Origin of the sequence: Rathayibacter sp. AY1B5, assembly GCF_002932795.1 — a bacterium.
Taxonomy (GTDB): domain Bacteria; phylum Actinomycetota; class Actinomycetes; order Actinomycetales; family Microbacteriaceae; genus Rathayibacter.
In genome coordinates this window covers 104,799-118,762 of the sequence record NZ_PSWM01000004.1, presented here as the reverse complement: position 1 = coordinate 118,762, position 13,964 = coordinate 104,799, and the positions used below count along the sequence as shown (strand labels likewise).

Below are 13,964 nucleotides of genomic sequence, written 5' to 3'. Positions count from 1 at the left end.
CTGCGGAGGACTGTCTCGAATCCCTGGGCCACGCCGACCGCGAACGGGACGGATTCCGCCGGGTCGCCAGCTGACCGCACACGCCCCTGCAGACCGCACCATTGCACCGGACCGCGCGGTCGCCTCAGGCCGCGAGCCGCCCGTCGCGCATCGTCAGAACCCGGTCCAGCCGCGGCAGATGCGCGGCCTCGTGGGTCACCAGGAGCGTCGCCGTCCCGCGCTCGCGGGTCAGCCGCACGACGAGGTCGACGATCGCCGCGCCGCGCTCGCTGTCGAGTGCGCTGGTGGGCTCGTCGACGAGCAGCACCGAGGGCGCGTTCATCAAGGCCCGCGCGACGTTGATCCGCTGCCGCTGACCCCCCGAGAGCTGCGCGGGCCGAGCGCCCGCGCGCCCCTCGAGACCGACCTCGGCGAGCAGCTCGTCGGCTCGAGCCGCGGCGCGGGCACGCTCGCGGCGTCCGCCGAGCCGGTCCATGACCAGCAGCTGCTCGCGCGCTGTCAGCGCCGGCAGCAGATTCGCCTGCTGGAACACGATCCCGATGCTCGAGCGCCGCAGCCGACTCGCCTCCGCCCGAGACAGGGTCGACACGTCGACGCCGTCGATGACCACCCGACCCGAGTCGGGGCGGATCAGTGTCGCGGCCACCGCGAGCAGGCTCGACTTGCCCGAGCCGCTGGGCCCGGTGAGTCCGGTCACGCTGCCGGGCCGGCACTCCAGATCGGCACGGTCGACGGCGGTGAGCCGCGTGCCGCCGTCGTCGAAGCAGAGGGTGACGTCGTGCAGTTCGATCATCGTGCGCTCCCGAGTGCGGTGAGGGGGTCGGTCGAGACCACAGTGCGCAGGGCCGCCGCCGCGCCGAGGAGGCCGAGGGCGATCATGAGCGCCGCAGGGGCCAGGGTGGTCAGGGGGCTCAGGAGGAACGGCAGCGCGGTCCCCGCCAGAGCGCCGAGCGCGACGACGGCCGCCATGCCGACGAGAGTGCCGGCCAGCAGCACGGCGAGCGCCTGGCCCAGCGCATCGCGCAGCAGTGAGGGCGTGGAGGCTCCCAGCGCCTTGAGCACGGCGACATCGCCCGAGCGCTGCATCGTCCAGACCGTGAAGAAGGCCCCGACGACGAGCGCGGCGATGCCGAAGAGCATCGCGACCATCATCAGCAGTGAGCCGATCTCGGAGCGGAACGAGCCGATCGCGGTGAGCGATGCGACGGGCGAGCGCGTGACCGTGCCGGTCGCCGCCTCCGCCGACGCCCAGTCGGGAGCGCCCCGCACAGCGAGCACGGTCGCCTCCACGGGCGAGCCGAGCGCCGCCGCGAGGTGCTGCCAGTCGCCGAGCTGCAGGCGGACGACCGGGGTGTGGCTGTACCAGTCGTCGCCGCCGATCGACGAGACGGTGAACGAGGTTCCGGCGATCGTGACGGCGCCTCCGACACCGACCCCGAGTGACGAGGCGGCGGCGGTCGTCAGCGCGATCCCGCCCGCGGCGGACGGCGCCCCGAGCGCGCTGCTCGATCCGAGGACGGCGACGCCGAGATGCGAGGCGCCCGATTCGGCTCGCGCCTGCACGATGCCCAGAGGCTCGACGGAGTCGACGCCGGCGAGCGCCGACCACTCCGCCGCCTGCCGGGCGGTGACGGCGGAGTCGGCGAACGACGGAGCGTCGTCGCCGCCCGAGAACACGAAGCGGTCGGCCGGCACCGCCAGCACCGCCGAGACGTTCTGCAGGGCGAGCCCGCCCGTGAGCCCCGACAGGAACCCCACGAGCAGGGTGAGCAGCGCGACGACCGCGCCGATCAGGAGGAAGCGGCCGCGCGCGGAACGCAGCTCGCGCCAGGCGACGAACAAGAGGGCCTCCGGAGGATCGGTGCCGCGAGATCCGCGACCGCTCCAGACTGCGAGACGGCGGGCCGCGCCGCATCGTGCGCGCGGGCCCCTCGTCGGCCGTTCCCGCGGAGGGCGCCCGGGTCCTTCCTTCGTACGATGACAGCGGGCGCGGCGATGCGTACCGTCGACTCCGTGCCGCACACCGCCCTCGCTCCCGTGATGACCGGGCTGCGCGCGGGGCTGCACGCGCTCGTCGGCGGCCTGCTCGTGCTCGTGGCCGTGCGCGCCTCACTCGAGCCGGGTCCGCGGACGCCGGCGGTGCTCCTCCTGTGCGCCGCGCTGCTGGCCGCCTACCTCGCCGGGCCGCGGCTGACCCGGGGCTCGCGGAGTCGCGGCGTCGCCTGGCTCGTCGGCGTGACCATCGTCTGGGCAGGCCTCGTGCTGCTCGAGGCGGACGCCGCGTACCTCGCCTTCCCCCTCTTCTTCCTCGCGATGCACGTCCTGCCGCCGCGCTCGGCCGTCGCGGCGGTGCTGGCGCTCACCGCCGTCGCCGTCGTCGCGCTGGGCTGGCGGGCCGGCTGGAGCGTCGGCGGGGTGGTCGGCCCGCTGATCGCGGCGGCCGTCGCCATCCTGATCGGGCTCGCCGCCCGCGCCCTCGCCCGCGAGGCGCGTGAGAGGGAGGCGCTGCTCGCCGAGCTCCTCGCGACCCGCGACCGGCTCGGCGCGAGCGAGCGGGCGACGGCGGTCGCCCAGGAGCGCGCCCGGCTCGCGCGCGAGATCCACGACACCGTCGCGCAGGGGCTGTCGAGCATCCAGATGCTGCTGCATGCCGCCGAGCGGGCCGACCCTGGCCGGCCCGGGATCGAGCACGTCCGGCTGGCCCGCGAGACGGCGGCGGCCGACCTCGACGAGACTCGCCGGTTCATCCGCGAGCTCGCGCCCCCCGCGCTCGAGCACGAGAGCATCGACGGCGCGCTGCGGCGCCTCGCCGGCACGCACTGGGAGCGCTCGGGGGTCGCCGTCACCGTCGACGCCGACGACGGCCGCGCACTGCCCATGCAGACCCAGACGGCCCTGCTCCGCCTCGCGCAGGGCGCGGTGGCCAACGCGCTGCAGCACTCGGGCGGCAGCGCTGTCGAGGTGGTCCTCCGCAGCGACGGATCGACCGCGCGCCTCCGGATCACCGACGACGGAACCGGGTTCGATCCGGACTCCGTCGCGTCGGGCGACCGGCCCGACTCCTTCGGCCTGCGCGCCATGCGCGAGCGGGCCGAGCAGCTCGGCGGCCGGCTGCAGGTCGACTCCGACGCGACGGGCACGAGAGTGAGCGTCGAGCTGCCCGCCCTCGAGGCGTCGTGATCCGCATCGTCCTGGTCGACGACCACCCCATCGTGCGGGCCGGCCTGCGCGCGCTCATCGGCGCCGAGGAGGGCCTCACCGTCGTCGGCGAGGCGGGATCGCCGGAGGAGTCGCTCGCCGTCGCGAGCGCGGTCGCCCCGGACGTGGTGCTGATGGACCTCCGCTTCGGGGCCGGAGCGGGCACCGGAGTCGACGCGACCCGCGCGCTGCGGGCGCTGCCCGATCCTCCCTCCGTTCTCGTGCTCACCACGTACGACACCGACGCCGACATCCTGGGCGCCGTCGAGGCGGGCGCCAGCGGCTACCTCCTGAAGGACGCACCGCCCAACGAACTGATCACCGCGATCCGAGCGGCGGCCGCCGGCGAGAGCGCCCTCGCCCCCGCCGTCGCCGCCCGGCTGTTCGAGCGGCTCCGCTCCCCCATCGCGCGACTGAGCCCGCGCGAGACCGAGGTGCTCGCGCTGGTCGCCCGCGGGCTCAGCAACACCGAGGTCGCGGCCCGCCTCTTCGTCTCCGAGACGACGGTCAAGTCCCACCTCGTCCACGTCTTCGCCAAGCTCGACGTCTCCTCGCGCACCGCCGCCGTCTCCGCGGCCCGGCGCCTGGGCGTGCTGCACTGACCCTCGCGACGCCCGCCGACCCCTCGCGAGTAGACTCCCCTACCCGCGTCGCCCTCTCCGCGCTCGGACCCGGGCCTATTTTCGAGAAGTCCCCCATGTTGGGGAACTTGATGTATTCGTGATGCGAATTAGAATCGCTGCTACCAAGCCATCTCCGACATCGACGTCGAGAGCAAGACACTGACCGGGGGGTACATTGTGTTCGGTTTCAAGAAGAAGTTTCTCATCTACTGCATCACAGTTGGGGTAGTAGGCGCGCTCTCCGCAGCGCCGGCTGATGCATCCGAACCCTCCGCTGCGGTTGTCGAACACGAAACAGCCGCCATGACACTGTCCGGCTACGATGCGGCCGTCGCTGAGGCGCACGGCTATCAGATCGTCGTCCACGATGACGGTACCTTCGAGTCCATTCCCGTGACCGATGCCGCTAAGAAGGAAGCAGAAGAACTTGCCATCGCGGGTGGTGGGCTCGCTGCGCGCGACACGAGATCCGGCAACTGCGGCACCTCGACTTTGTTCATCACACGCGCAGGAAGTTCCGGAATCAACATCTACACCGCCTATTCCGTCACTCTCGGCTACTCCATCGGCCACGAATGGAAGGTCGATGGGGCGACCAGTTCAGGAACATGGTCCGAGGACTTCAACGGCCTGGCTGCGTCCACCACGTGGTCGGCTACGCATTTCAAGGCGGTCGGCGGCAACGCCTCCGGCTTCGGACAGGTCCGCGCCGGCTCCTACGCCATTCTGAACAACGGCTTGACCTGCTCATCTGCCCTTCCTTACGACGCCTGGTGAGCGAGGACTGCCCGGCAACGGCGCGAGAGGCGTCGATACGCAGACGGCAGCGGATCTGCGTCCGGAGCATGGTCCAGCGCTGGCAGAATGAGGATGAAGCATGAGATTCGGTAGAAACGGCTCGGGGCGCGAAAGGACATCCGCCTGGCCGAAAGGAATGTCATTCATCGTCGATGAGCGTCCACGACACTTGCTCGAGCTTCTCTTCCTCCGGGCGGCGTGGAATCTGGAGACAGATGAGCACTTCCCGGAGCTTCTCCTAGCGGTGGATCGCGTGGAGTCGGAGATCCCGGAGAGCGAAGGGAGAGAAGAGTGGTCCCGACGATGGTCGCAGGCGTGGCGCCGAGGAACGGAGTGGTATGAGTCGCCCAGTGACGCGACGACGATCGATCCGGCGCTCATCCGAAGCCTCAACACGCCCGGCGCGCCGCGCCACAGTCAGCACCCGCCGAAGTGGTCGGCAGAGTGGGGTGACGAGGGAATCGACCAGGAGAGAATGGAGCATTGGGTGAACCGGGTCAGTCGACCGACGCCGCTCGTCCCGACGTCCCCGGAGTATCTAGTGGTAGAGGCGCTCGAGGCCGCATGGAACCGTGGATTGCGTGGCGTGGTGGTCCTGCCATTCATCGGGGAGTGGCAGACCGTTCTCAGCCCTTCTCGCCTCGGCCTCTCTCCGAACATCCGACTGGATCGGGATCTCTACGTGAGGGCCTTGGCTTCGTATCCGGCAGCCGCGTGAACCGCTTCCGCTCGTCAGAGCCACCGCCCGCGGTAGACACCGCATGGTTCGGGGGCACCGGCCGTAGCCTCCGAGCCGAACGCCCGCCGACCCCTCGCGAGTAGACTCCCCTACCGTGACCGACGCGACCCGCCTCCCCCGAACCACCGTCAAGAAGCTCGCCGCCCTCGAAGACGGGCCGGTGCGCGTCTCCGGCTGGGTCGAGACGGTGCGCGACCAGAAGAAGGTGCAGTTCGTCGTCCTCCGCGACGAGTCGGGCGCCGTGCAGCTCGTGAACCCCGCGGTCCGCGAGGCCGTCGAGGGCGACGCGGCGTCGGAGGCGAAGCTCGCGATCACCGAGGCGATCTCCGGCCTCGCGCAGGGCTCCTTCATCACCGTGACGGGGCAGCTCAAGCACGACGAACGCGTGAAGCTCGGCGGCATCGAGGTCAAGCTCGAGACCCTCGAGGTCGTCGCCGCGTCGGTCCCGGAGGCGCCGATCGCGCCCGACTCCGGCATCGACAAGCGGATGGACTGGCGATTCCTCGACCTGCGCCGTCCCGAGCAGAACCTCATCGCCCGCGTGCAGACCACGTTCGAGCACGCGCTGCGCACGTACTGGATCGAGCACGACTTCATCGAGATCCACACCCCGAAGCTCATGGCGAGCGCCTCGGAGTCGCGGGCCGAGCTCTTCGAGGTCGAGTACTTCGAGACGAAGGCCTACCTCGCGCAGAGCCCGCAGTTCTTCAAGCAGATGGCGCAGCCCGCCGGGTTCGGCAAGGTCTTCGAGGTCGGCCCCGCCTTCCGCGCCGACCCGAGCTTCACCTCGCGTCACGCGACCGAGTTCACGAGCGTCGACGCCGAGGTCTCCTGGATCGACTCGCACGAGGACGTGATGGAGCTGCACGAGCAGCTGATGGTCGCCGGCCTGACCGCCGTCGTCGAGAAGCACGGCGCCGAGGTCAAGGCGCTCTTCGACATCGACCTGACCGTCCCGACCACGCCGTTCCCGCGCATCCCGCTCGCCGAGGCCAAGCGCATCGTCGCCGAGCGCGGCTACGAGGTGCCTCGCGCCGACGACGACATGGACCCCGAGGGCGAGCGCCGCATCGCGGCCTACGTGCAGGAGGAGTTCGGGCACGACTTCGTGTTCCTCACCGACTACGCGTCGAGCATCCGGCCGTTCTACCACATGCGCCGCGAGGGCGACGGGACGATCACCAACAGCTACGACCTCATCTACAACGGCGTCGAGATCTCGACGGGAGCGCAGCGCGAGCACCGCGTCGACGTCCTCGTCGAGCAGGCCCGCGAGAAGGGCCTGGAGCCGGAGGAGCTCGAGTTCTACCTCGACTTCTTCCGCTACGGCGTCCCGCCGCACGGCGGCTTCGGCATGGGCCTCTCACGCGTGATCATGCTGATGCTGAACCAGGCGAACCTCCGCGAGGTCACCTACCTGTTCCGCGGCCCGACCCGCCTGCTGCCCTAGGCGCGGACCCCGGTCGAGGGAACCCCGGACCGTCGAGGCCGCCAGCAGCAGCTGGTTCCCTCGACGGGCCGGGGTTCCCTCGCGTCACCCGCTAGGGAGCCGGCAGCACCACGAGGTCGAGGTAGTCGGCCAGGCAGGCCACCATGTCCACCGCGTCGCGCTCGAGCAGCCACTGCAGCTGCACGCCGTCCCAGAGCGCGATGATCGACGCCGCCACCCGCTCCGGATCCGACCCCTCGCGCAGGCGCCCGGCGGCCTGGAGCTCGCGCAGCTCGGCCGCGTACTCGCTCCGGAGCCGGCGGAACCGCGCGGCGAAGAAGTCGCGCCCCGGGTGCTCCTGCGTCGTCGACTCGCCGCAGAGCACGGCGTACAGCTCGATCACTCCCGGCGCCGTCTCGTTGTAGCGGGTCTGCCGCAGGACGCCGGCGACCAGCCCCTCCTCCGGGTCGGGCGGCGAGGAGCCGTCCCCCGTGATCAGATCGCGGTGCTCGAGGACCGCGAAGAGCAGGTCGGTCTTCGACGGGAAGTAGTGCAGGAGGCTCGTCTGGCTGAGCCCGACGCGGTCGGCGACCTCCTGGAGGGAGCCGCGGGCGTAGCCCCGCGCGGCGAAGACCTGGTGGGCGGCCTCGATGATGGCGCGGCGGCGCTCGGCCGACTTCGCGTACGGGCCGCGTCGCCTCGTCGCCTCCGCCATCGACCCCTCCTCAGCGATGAGGGCGCCTCGCCGTGCCCTCGAACGGCCAGCGTAGCGGCGGCGGAGGAGCAGTGGCGCCAATTTCGAGTACCTACTCGAATTCGTGGTAGCGTCCCGGTCATCGCCGGGTGAGACTCCCCGGCTCTCCACCACGACGAAGTGAGGGAAGATGCATCCGTTCACCCGGAGACAGCTCATCGCCGCCGGTCTCGGCACCGCGGCCCTCGGGAGCCTGACGGCCTGCGCGACACCGGGCACCGTCTCGGTCAACACGGCGCCGACGATCGCCCCGGCCACCGGCCCGGTCCGCCTGCAGTACTGGGGCTGGCTGAAGGACCTGCAGAAGGTCTGCGACGTCTGGAACGCCTCGCACCCCGAGATCCAGGTCGAGGCCGTCTGGATCCCCGGCGGCAACGCGGGCGGGTACCAGAAGCTCTACTCGGCCCTCGCCGCGGGCGGCGGGCCCGACCTCGGCCAGGTCGAGATCCGCTCCGTCCCCGAGTTCATGCTCGTCAACGGCCTCGTGGACCTCACCCGGTACGGCGTCGAGCAGTACCGGGACCTGTACGACCCCACCCTCTGGGGCCAGGTCAGCTACACCGGCGGCGTCTACGGGATCCCGCAGGACAGCGGCCCGATGGCGCTCTTCTACCAACCCGAGGTGTTCGGGAAGGTGGGCGCGGAGCCGCCGACGACCTGGGACGACTGGGCCGAAGTGGCGACGGAGCTGCGCGGAGCCGGCTCCTACATCGACTGCTTCCCGCTCGCCGACGCCTCGGTCTTCGCCGCGTTCGCGACGCAGGCCGGCGCGCAGTGGCTGCGCCCGGAGGAGGACGGCTGGGTCATCGACATGACCGACGACGCCACGACGCGCGTCGCCTCCTTCTTCGACACGGCCATCGACCAGGACCTGGTGCAGACCGGCTACGGCGCCTACTCCCCCGCGTGGTTCGCGGCCGCGGCGAAGGGCGGCATCGCCTCCTGCGCCACCGGCAGCTGGGGCGACGCCCTGATCGAGGGGGTCAGCGGAGGCGCGGGCAAGTGGCGCGCGGCTCCCATGCCCGTCTGGGGCGGCACCGGCTTCGGCTCGAGCTTCCTCGGCGGATCGACCGCGGCGGTGTTCTCGAGCAGCAAGCACCCGGAGGAGGCGATCGAGTTCGCCGTCTGGATGACCACCACGCAGGAGGGCATCGACGCGATGATCGCCAACAGCGGCATCGGCTGGTCGCCCGCGGTCGGCGAGATCGGCACGGCCCGCAAGGGTCCGAGCGACTTCTTCAGCGGACAGAACTACAACGAGGACGTCCTCGTGCCCGCGTCGAAGGAGCAGAACCCCGACTGGTCCTGGTGGCCCGTCACGCAGCAGTCCTTCAACATCCTCAGCGACGGCTTCCGGAAGAAGGCGTCCGGGCTCTCGCTCGTGGACGCGGTCGCCGAGGCCGAGCAGCAGATCATCACGGTCTTCGAGAACAAGGGCCTGAGCATCAGGAGGGCCTCCGCATGACCACCACGACCTCCGCCGCCGCCGCCGCGGTCGCGGCCGCCACGCGGAAGCCGGGCGCGCCCCGGCGCAGCCGCGCGGTCGCCCGCGCCCCGTGGATCCTCCTCGGCCCCTTCCTCGCTCTGTTCGTCCTCACGTTCATCGTTCCGATCGTCGTCGCCGTCGGCTCCAGCTTCACGAAGGTGACGCGCTCCGGCCTCTTCGGCGAGGCCGGCGTGACCAGCGGCTTCGCGGGCTTCGACAACTACGCGCAGGCCCTCGCGGACGGCAACTTCATCGCCTCCATCGGGCGGATGTTCCTCTTCGGCGTCGTCCAGGTGCCGGTGATGATCGCCTTCTGCACGGTCCTCGCGCTGATGCTCGAGTCGGCGTCGGCGAGGTTCCCGGGGTTCTTCCGGGCGGCCTACTTCCTCCCCTACGGCGTGCCCGGAGTGATCGCGACGATCCTCTGGTCGTTCCTCTACGTGCCGGGCCTCAGCCCGCTCATCGACGCGGCGAACGTGGTCGGGCTCCAGCCCGACTTCCTCGGCGCGGACACGGTGCTCTGGTCGATCGCCAACATCTCGCTCTGGAGCTACACCGGCTACAACATGCTGATCATCGTCGCCCAGCTCAAGGCGATCCCGGTCGAGCTCTACGAGGCCGCGAAGGTCGACGGCGCCTCCACCTGGCGCGTCGCGCGCAGCATCCAGCTGCCGCTCATCCGCCCCGCGCTCGTGCTGACGACGATCTTCTCGATCATCGGCACGCTCCAGCTGTTCGCGGAGGCGCAGGTGCTGAAGACCGTCGCACCGGCGATCGACAGCCAGTACACCCCGAACCTCAGCGCGTACACCACGGCCTTCGCCTACAACGACTACAACGTCGCCGCCGCCCAGGCCGTCCTGATCGCGCTGGTCGCGTTCCTGCTCTCCTTCACGTTCCTCTCGATCTCGAACAGGAGGTCGTCATGAGCCGCACCGAGACCCCGCCGACCACGACCACCGGAGTCGTCACCGCCGACCGCCCCGTGAAGGCCGGTCGCGGGCCCGACCGCTCGGCCGGCCGCAACCGCGCCTCGACCATCATCGTCACCGCGATCCTCGTCGTCGTGGCGGTCTACTTCCTCATCCCGGTGTACTGGGTCGTCGTCGCGGCGACCAAGACCACGGAGGACCTCTTCGCCACCTACGGCTTCTGGTTCGCCCCGACCTTCGCGCTCTGGGACAACCTGACGCAGGTGCTGACCTACGGTGACGGCATCTTCGTCCGCTGGTTCCTCAACTCCGTCCTCTACGCCGGAGTGGGCGCCCTGCTCGCGACCTACCTCGCCGCAGCGGGCGGCTACGCGCTGGCCAAGTACGAGTTCCGCGGCAGCAGGCTGGTGTTCGGGACGATCCTCGCGGGCGTCCTGGTGCCGGGCACCGCGACCGCTCTGCCGCTGTTCCTGCTCTTCAGCCAGATGGGCATCGCGAACACCTACTGGAGCGTGCTGATCCCCTCGCTCGTCTCGCCGTTCGGGCTGTTCCTCTGCCGGATCTACGCTCAGGCGACGGTGGACACCGCGATCATCGAGGCGGCGCGCATCGACGGCGCCGGGGAGCTGCGGATCTTCCACACGCTCGGGCTGCGCATCCTGACGCCCGCGCTGGTCACCGTGTTCCTCTTCCAGCTGGTCGGGATCTGGAACAACTACTTCCTGCCTCTGGTGATGCTCTCGGACACGAACCTGTTCCCGATCACACTGGGACTGAACAACTGGCTCGGACAGGTCGATCGCCTGCCCGAGTTCTACGAGCTGACGACCGGCGGCGTCCTGCTGTCGATCATCCCGCTCGCCATCGCCATGATCGTGCTGCAGCGCTTCTGGCGCGGCGGCCTGACGGAAGGCTCCGTGAAGTGACGACTCCCCCGACGACCTCCCACTACCTGACGGACACCGGACCGGGCTCCGGCCGCCGCCGGGCCGCGCGCTCGTGGCTGCACACCGACGCCCCGGCGCTCCCGCTGGACGGGGAGTGGCGCTTCCGCCTGCTCCCCGCCGCTCCGGGGACCCCGGGCGGCGCCGGCGTGCTGCCGGAGGGCGAGGGCGTGGACGCCGTCGGGGACGAGTCGTTCGACGACTCCGGCTGGGACCTGATGCCGGTGCCCTCGCACTGGGTGCTGCAGGGCGACGGGCGCTACGGACTGCCGGCCTACACGAACGTGCAGTTCCCGTTCCCGACCGAGCCGCCGTTCGTGCCGGACGCGAACCCGACGGGCGACTACCGCCGCACCGTCGTGGTACCGGAGGAGTGGGACTCCGCCGAGGCGGTCGTCCTGCGCTTCGACGGGGTCGAGTCCCGCTACCGCGTCTGGGTCAACGGCGTCGAGATCGGGATCGGCTCCGGCAGCCGGCTCGCGCAGGAGTTCGACGTCACCGGCGTCGTCCGCCCGGGCGAGAACCTCGTCGTGGTCCGCGTGCACCAGTGGTCGGCCTCGAGCTACGTGGAGGACCAGGACCAGTGGTGGCTGCCGGGGATCTTCCGCTCGGTGCACCTGCTCGCGCGCCCCGTCGGCGGGATCGAGGACGTGTGGCTGCGCTCCTCCTTCGCCGGCGGCGCGGGCCGCATCGAGGCGGAGGTGACCGCCGCGGCCGACGCGTTCCCGTTGACGCTGCGCGTGCCCGGTCTCGGGATCGAGACGGTCTGGGCCTCGGCGGAGGAGATCGCCGCGATCGAGGTCCCCGAGGTCGAGCCGTGGTCGGCGGAGGCTCCGCGCCTCTACGACGCCACCCTCGCCTCGGCCGGGGAGACGGTCTCGCTCCGGCTCGGCTTCCGCACGGTCGAGATCCGCGGCGACCGCTTCCTGGTCAACGGCGAGCGCGTCGTCTTCCACGGCGTCAACCGCCACGAGACGCACCCCGACCGCGGCCGCGCGTTCGACGAGGACTCCGCCCGCGAGGACCTCGCGATGATGAAGCGCTTCAACGTGAACGCCATCCGCACCAGCCACTACCCCCCGCACCCGCGTCTGCTCGACCTCGCCGACGAGCTCGGCTTCTGGGTGGTCCTCGAGTGCGATCTCGAGACCCACGGGTTCGAGCGCGTCGGCTGGGCCGGCAACCCCAGCGACGACCCCGCGTGGCGCGAGGCGTACCTCGATCGCATCGAGCGGACCGTCGAGCGCGACAAGAACCATCCGAGCATCGTGCTCTGGTCCCTCGGCAACGAGGCGGGCACCGGCGCGAACCTCGCCGCGATGTCCGCCTGGGTGCACGGGCGCGACCCGGAGCGCCCCGTCCACTACGAGGGCGACTACACCGGCGCCTACACCGACGTGTACTCGCGGATGTACTCCTCGATCCCCGAGACCGAGCGGATCGGCACCGACGGCTCGCTCACTCCGCTGCTCGGCTGCTCCCCCGGCGAGTCCGCGCGGCAGCGCTCCAAGCCCTTCCTGCTCTGCGAGTACGTGCACGCGATGGGCAACGGCCCGGGAGCGATCGACCAGTACGAGGACCTCGTCGACCGCTTCCCGCGGCTGCACGGCGGCTTCGTCTGGGAGTGGCGCGACCACGGCCTGCGGGCGCGCACGCCGGACGGCGTCGAGTACTACGCGTACGGCGGCGACTTCGGCGAGGTGGTGCACGACGGCAACTTCGTGATGGACGGCATGGTGCTCTCCGACGGCACGCCCAGCCCGGGCCTGTTCGAGTGGAAGCAGATCGTCGCCCCGGTGCGCCTCACGGTCCGCGGCGACGGCGTCGTCATCGAGAACCGCCGGCACGACGCCTCCACCGCCGATCTGCGCTTCGCGTGGCGGGTCGAGCGGGACGGGCGGGTCACCGCGGAGGGAGTGCTCGACGCCCCGGTGATCGCGGCCGGCGACGCCGTGCACGTGGAGCTCCCTCCGCTCGAGGTGCGCCCCGGCGGCGAGACCTGGCTCACCGTCGACGCGGTCCTCGACGCCACGACCGCCTGGGCGGAGGAGGGCCACGTGCTCTCCACCGGTCAGCACCTCCTCGCCGCCCCCTCGGCGGTGCCCGCATGGACCCGAGCCGTCCGCTCCGCCCCGCCGCTCGAGGGCGGTGCGCTCGGAGTCGCGCGGTTCCGCGACGGCCGGCTCTCCTCTCTCGCGGGCCTGCCCGTCGACGGACCGCGCGCCGAGCTCTGGCGCGCCCCGACCGACAACGACGAGGGCGAGGGCTTCCCCGGCTACGTCGCCGGCGACCCCTTCGACGGCGACGGCCGCGGGACCCCGGCCCCCTCCTCCGCCGCCCGCTGGCGCGAGGCCGGACTCGACCGCCTGGTCGGCCGCGTGCAGGAGGTGGACGCCTCCGCCGGTCTCCGCCGCGTGACCCGCTTCTCGGCCGCGGACCTCGACGCAGGACTCCTGATGGAGGAGCGCTGGAGCGTCGACGGCGAGAGCACGGTCCTCCGCGTCGATCTCGTGCCGACCCGGGGCTGGGACTCCGTGTGGCCGCGACTGGGCATCCGGATCGACCTGCCCGCGTCGATCGACGGCGCGGAGTGGTTCGGCACCGGCCCGCTCGAGTCCTACCCCGACAGCCTCCGGGCCGCGCGGGTGGGGCGCTTCACGGCGGCGATGGACCGGCTGACGACTCCCTACTCCCGCCCTCAGGAGAGCGGTCACCGCAGCAGCGTGCGCGAGCTGACGCTGATGGACGCGGGCTCGCCCCGGCTCCGCATCGAGGCCGCGCGCGACCTGCACGGGCGCCTCCCCGGCTTCACCCTGGCGCGGCACACGCCGCAGGAGATCACGTCCGCCGCGCACCCGCACGAGCTGCCGGAGTCGGAGCGCGCGGTCCTCGTGATCGACGCCGCCCAGCACGGCCTGGGCTCGCGCGCGTGCGGTCCGGACGTGTGGCCCGACTTCCAGCTGCGGCCGGAGGCGCGGACGATCCTGCTCCGCTTCACCGCAGCCGGCTGAGCACCGGCAGAGGACGAGGGAAGGCCCGCGGGATCGCGTCCCGCGGGCCT

12 protein-coding genes are annotated in these 13,964 nt (G+C 71.4%); 9 read left to right on the top strand and 3 right to left on the bottom strand.

Annotated elements, in window-relative coordinates; genetic code table 11:
• Positions 1-124: 124 nt before the first annotated feature.
• Together C5D44_RS04700 and C5D44_RS04695 are read right to left on the bottom strand one after the other, a co-directional pair.
• The gene (locus C5D44_RS04700; protein WP_104280989.1) at positions 125-793 is read right to left on the bottom strand and encodes an ABC transporter ATP-binding protein; all 669 of its coding nucleotides are present in this window, start codon (positions 791-793) and stop codon (positions 125-127) included.
• The gene (locus C5D44_RS04695) at positions 790-1,842 is read right to left on the bottom strand and encodes an FtsX-like permease family protein (protein ID WP_104280988.1); all 1,053 of its coding nucleotides are present in this window, start codon (positions 1,840-1,842) and stop codon (positions 790-792) included. Before C5D44_RS04695 ends, C5D44_RS04700 begins: the two co-directional genes overlap by 4 nt.
• A 171-nt stretch (positions 1,843-2,013) precedes the next feature.
• On the opposite strand from C5D44_RS04695, the gene C5D44_RS04690 reads away from it, so the two are divergent.
• From C5D44_RS04690 to aspS, 5 genes are all read left to right on the top strand, one after another.
• A complete protein-coding gene (locus C5D44_RS04690; RefSeq protein ID WP_104281014.1) occupies positions 2,014-3,180 on the top strand; it encodes a sensor histidine kinase in 1,167 nt (388 codons plus the stop codon).
• Positions 3,177-3,800 (top strand): response regulator transcription factor, encoded by a 624-nt coding sequence (locus C5D44_RS04685; protein WP_104280987.1) that lies wholly within the window; start codon positions 3,177-3,179, stop codon positions 3,798-3,800. The genes C5D44_RS04690 and C5D44_RS04685 overlap by 4 nt, the downstream gene beginning before the upstream one ends.
• Positions 3,801-3,998: 198 nt before the next feature.
• Complete coding sequence (locus C5D44_RS04680) at positions 3,999-4,598, top strand: hypothetical protein (protein WP_146082542.1); 600 nt, start codon at positions 3,999-4,001, stop codon at positions 4,596-4,598.
• A 100-nt stretch (positions 4,599-4,698) separates the two neighbouring features.
• Positions 4,699-5,337 carry a hypothetical protein gene (locus C5D44_RS04675; protein WP_146087973.1) on the top strand — a complete coding sequence of 213 codons (639 nt, stop codon included), beginning with the start codon at positions 4,699-4,701 and terminating at the stop codon, positions 5,335-5,337.
• Positions 5,338-5,452: 115 nt separating this feature from the next.
• Positions 5,453-6,808 carry an aspartate--tRNA(Asn) ligase gene (gene aspS / locus C5D44_RS04670; RefSeq protein ID WP_258067879.1) on the top strand — a complete coding sequence of 452 codons (1,356 nt, stop codon included), beginning with the start codon at positions 5,453-5,455 and terminating at the stop codon, positions 6,806-6,808.
• 91 nt (positions 6,809-6,899) lie between these two features.
• Here aspS and C5D44_RS04665 read toward each other — a convergent pair whose 3' ends face one another.
• The gene (locus C5D44_RS04665; RefSeq protein ID WP_104280984.1) at positions 6,900-7,502 is read right to left on the bottom strand and encodes a TetR/AcrR family transcriptional regulator; all 603 of its coding nucleotides are present in this window, start codon (positions 7,500-7,502) and stop codon (positions 6,900-6,902) included.
• A 169-nt stretch (positions 7,503-7,671) separates the two neighbouring features.
• Here C5D44_RS04665 and C5D44_RS04660 point away from each other — a divergent pair, with 169 nt between their 5' ends.
• Genes C5D44_RS04660 through C5D44_RS04645 form a run of 4 tightly spaced genes read left to right on the top strand, consistent with a single transcriptional unit; the run spans position 7,672 to position 13,914 of the window.
• On the top strand, positions 7,672-9,006 hold the full coding sequence (locus tag C5D44_RS04660) for an ABC transporter substrate-binding protein (RefSeq protein WP_104280983.1): 1,335 nt from the start codon (positions 7,672-7,674) through the stop codon (positions 9,004-9,006).
• Positions 9,003-9,956 (top strand): carbohydrate ABC transporter permease, encoded by a 954-nt coding sequence (locus C5D44_RS04655; RefSeq protein WP_104280982.1) that lies wholly within the window; start codon positions 9,003-9,005, stop codon positions 9,954-9,956. The genes C5D44_RS04660 and C5D44_RS04655 overlap by 4 nt, the downstream gene beginning before the upstream one ends.
• Positions 9,953-10,885: a carbohydrate ABC transporter permease gene (locus tag C5D44_RS04650; protein ID WP_104225919.1), complete on the top strand. Its 933-nt coding sequence runs from the start codon at positions 9,953-9,955 to the stop codon at positions 10,883-10,885. Before C5D44_RS04655 ends, C5D44_RS04650 begins: the two co-directional genes overlap by 4 nt.
• The gene (locus C5D44_RS04645) at positions 10,882-13,914 is read left to right on the top strand and encodes a glycoside hydrolase family 2 TIM barrel-domain containing protein (protein WP_219815321.1); all 3,033 of its coding nucleotides are present in this window, start codon (positions 10,882-10,884) and stop codon (positions 13,912-13,914) included. Before C5D44_RS04650 ends, C5D44_RS04645 begins: the two co-directional genes overlap by 4 nt.
• The last annotated feature ends 50 nt before the right edge of the window (positions 13,915-13,964 follow it).

Excerpts from the sequence above, each read along its gene's own strand:
- C5D44_RS04700 (WP_104280989.1), bottom strand. The coding sequence starts at position 793 with ATGATCGAACTGCACGACGTCACCCTCTGCTTCGACGACGGCGGCACG.
- C5D44_RS04675 (WP_146087973.1), top strand. The coding sequence starts at position 4,699 with ATGAGATTCGGTAGAAACGGCTCGGGGCGCGAAAGGACATCCGCCTGG.
- C5D44_RS04665 (WP_104280984.1), bottom strand. The coding sequence starts at position 7,502 with ATGGCGGAGGCGACGAGGCGACGCGGCCCGTACGCGAAGTCGGCCGAG.
- C5D44_RS04660 (WP_104280983.1), top strand. The coding sequence starts at position 7,672 with ATGCATCCGTTCACCCGGAGACAGCTCATCGCCGCCGGTCTCGGCACC.
- C5D44_RS04655 (WP_104280982.1), top strand. The coding sequence starts at position 9,003 with ATGACCACCACGACCTCCGCCGCCGCCGCCGCGGTCGCGGCCGCCACG.
- C5D44_RS04650 (WP_104225919.1), top strand. The coding sequence starts at position 9,953 with ATGAGCCGCACCGAGACCCCGCCGACCACGACCACCGGAGTCGTCACC.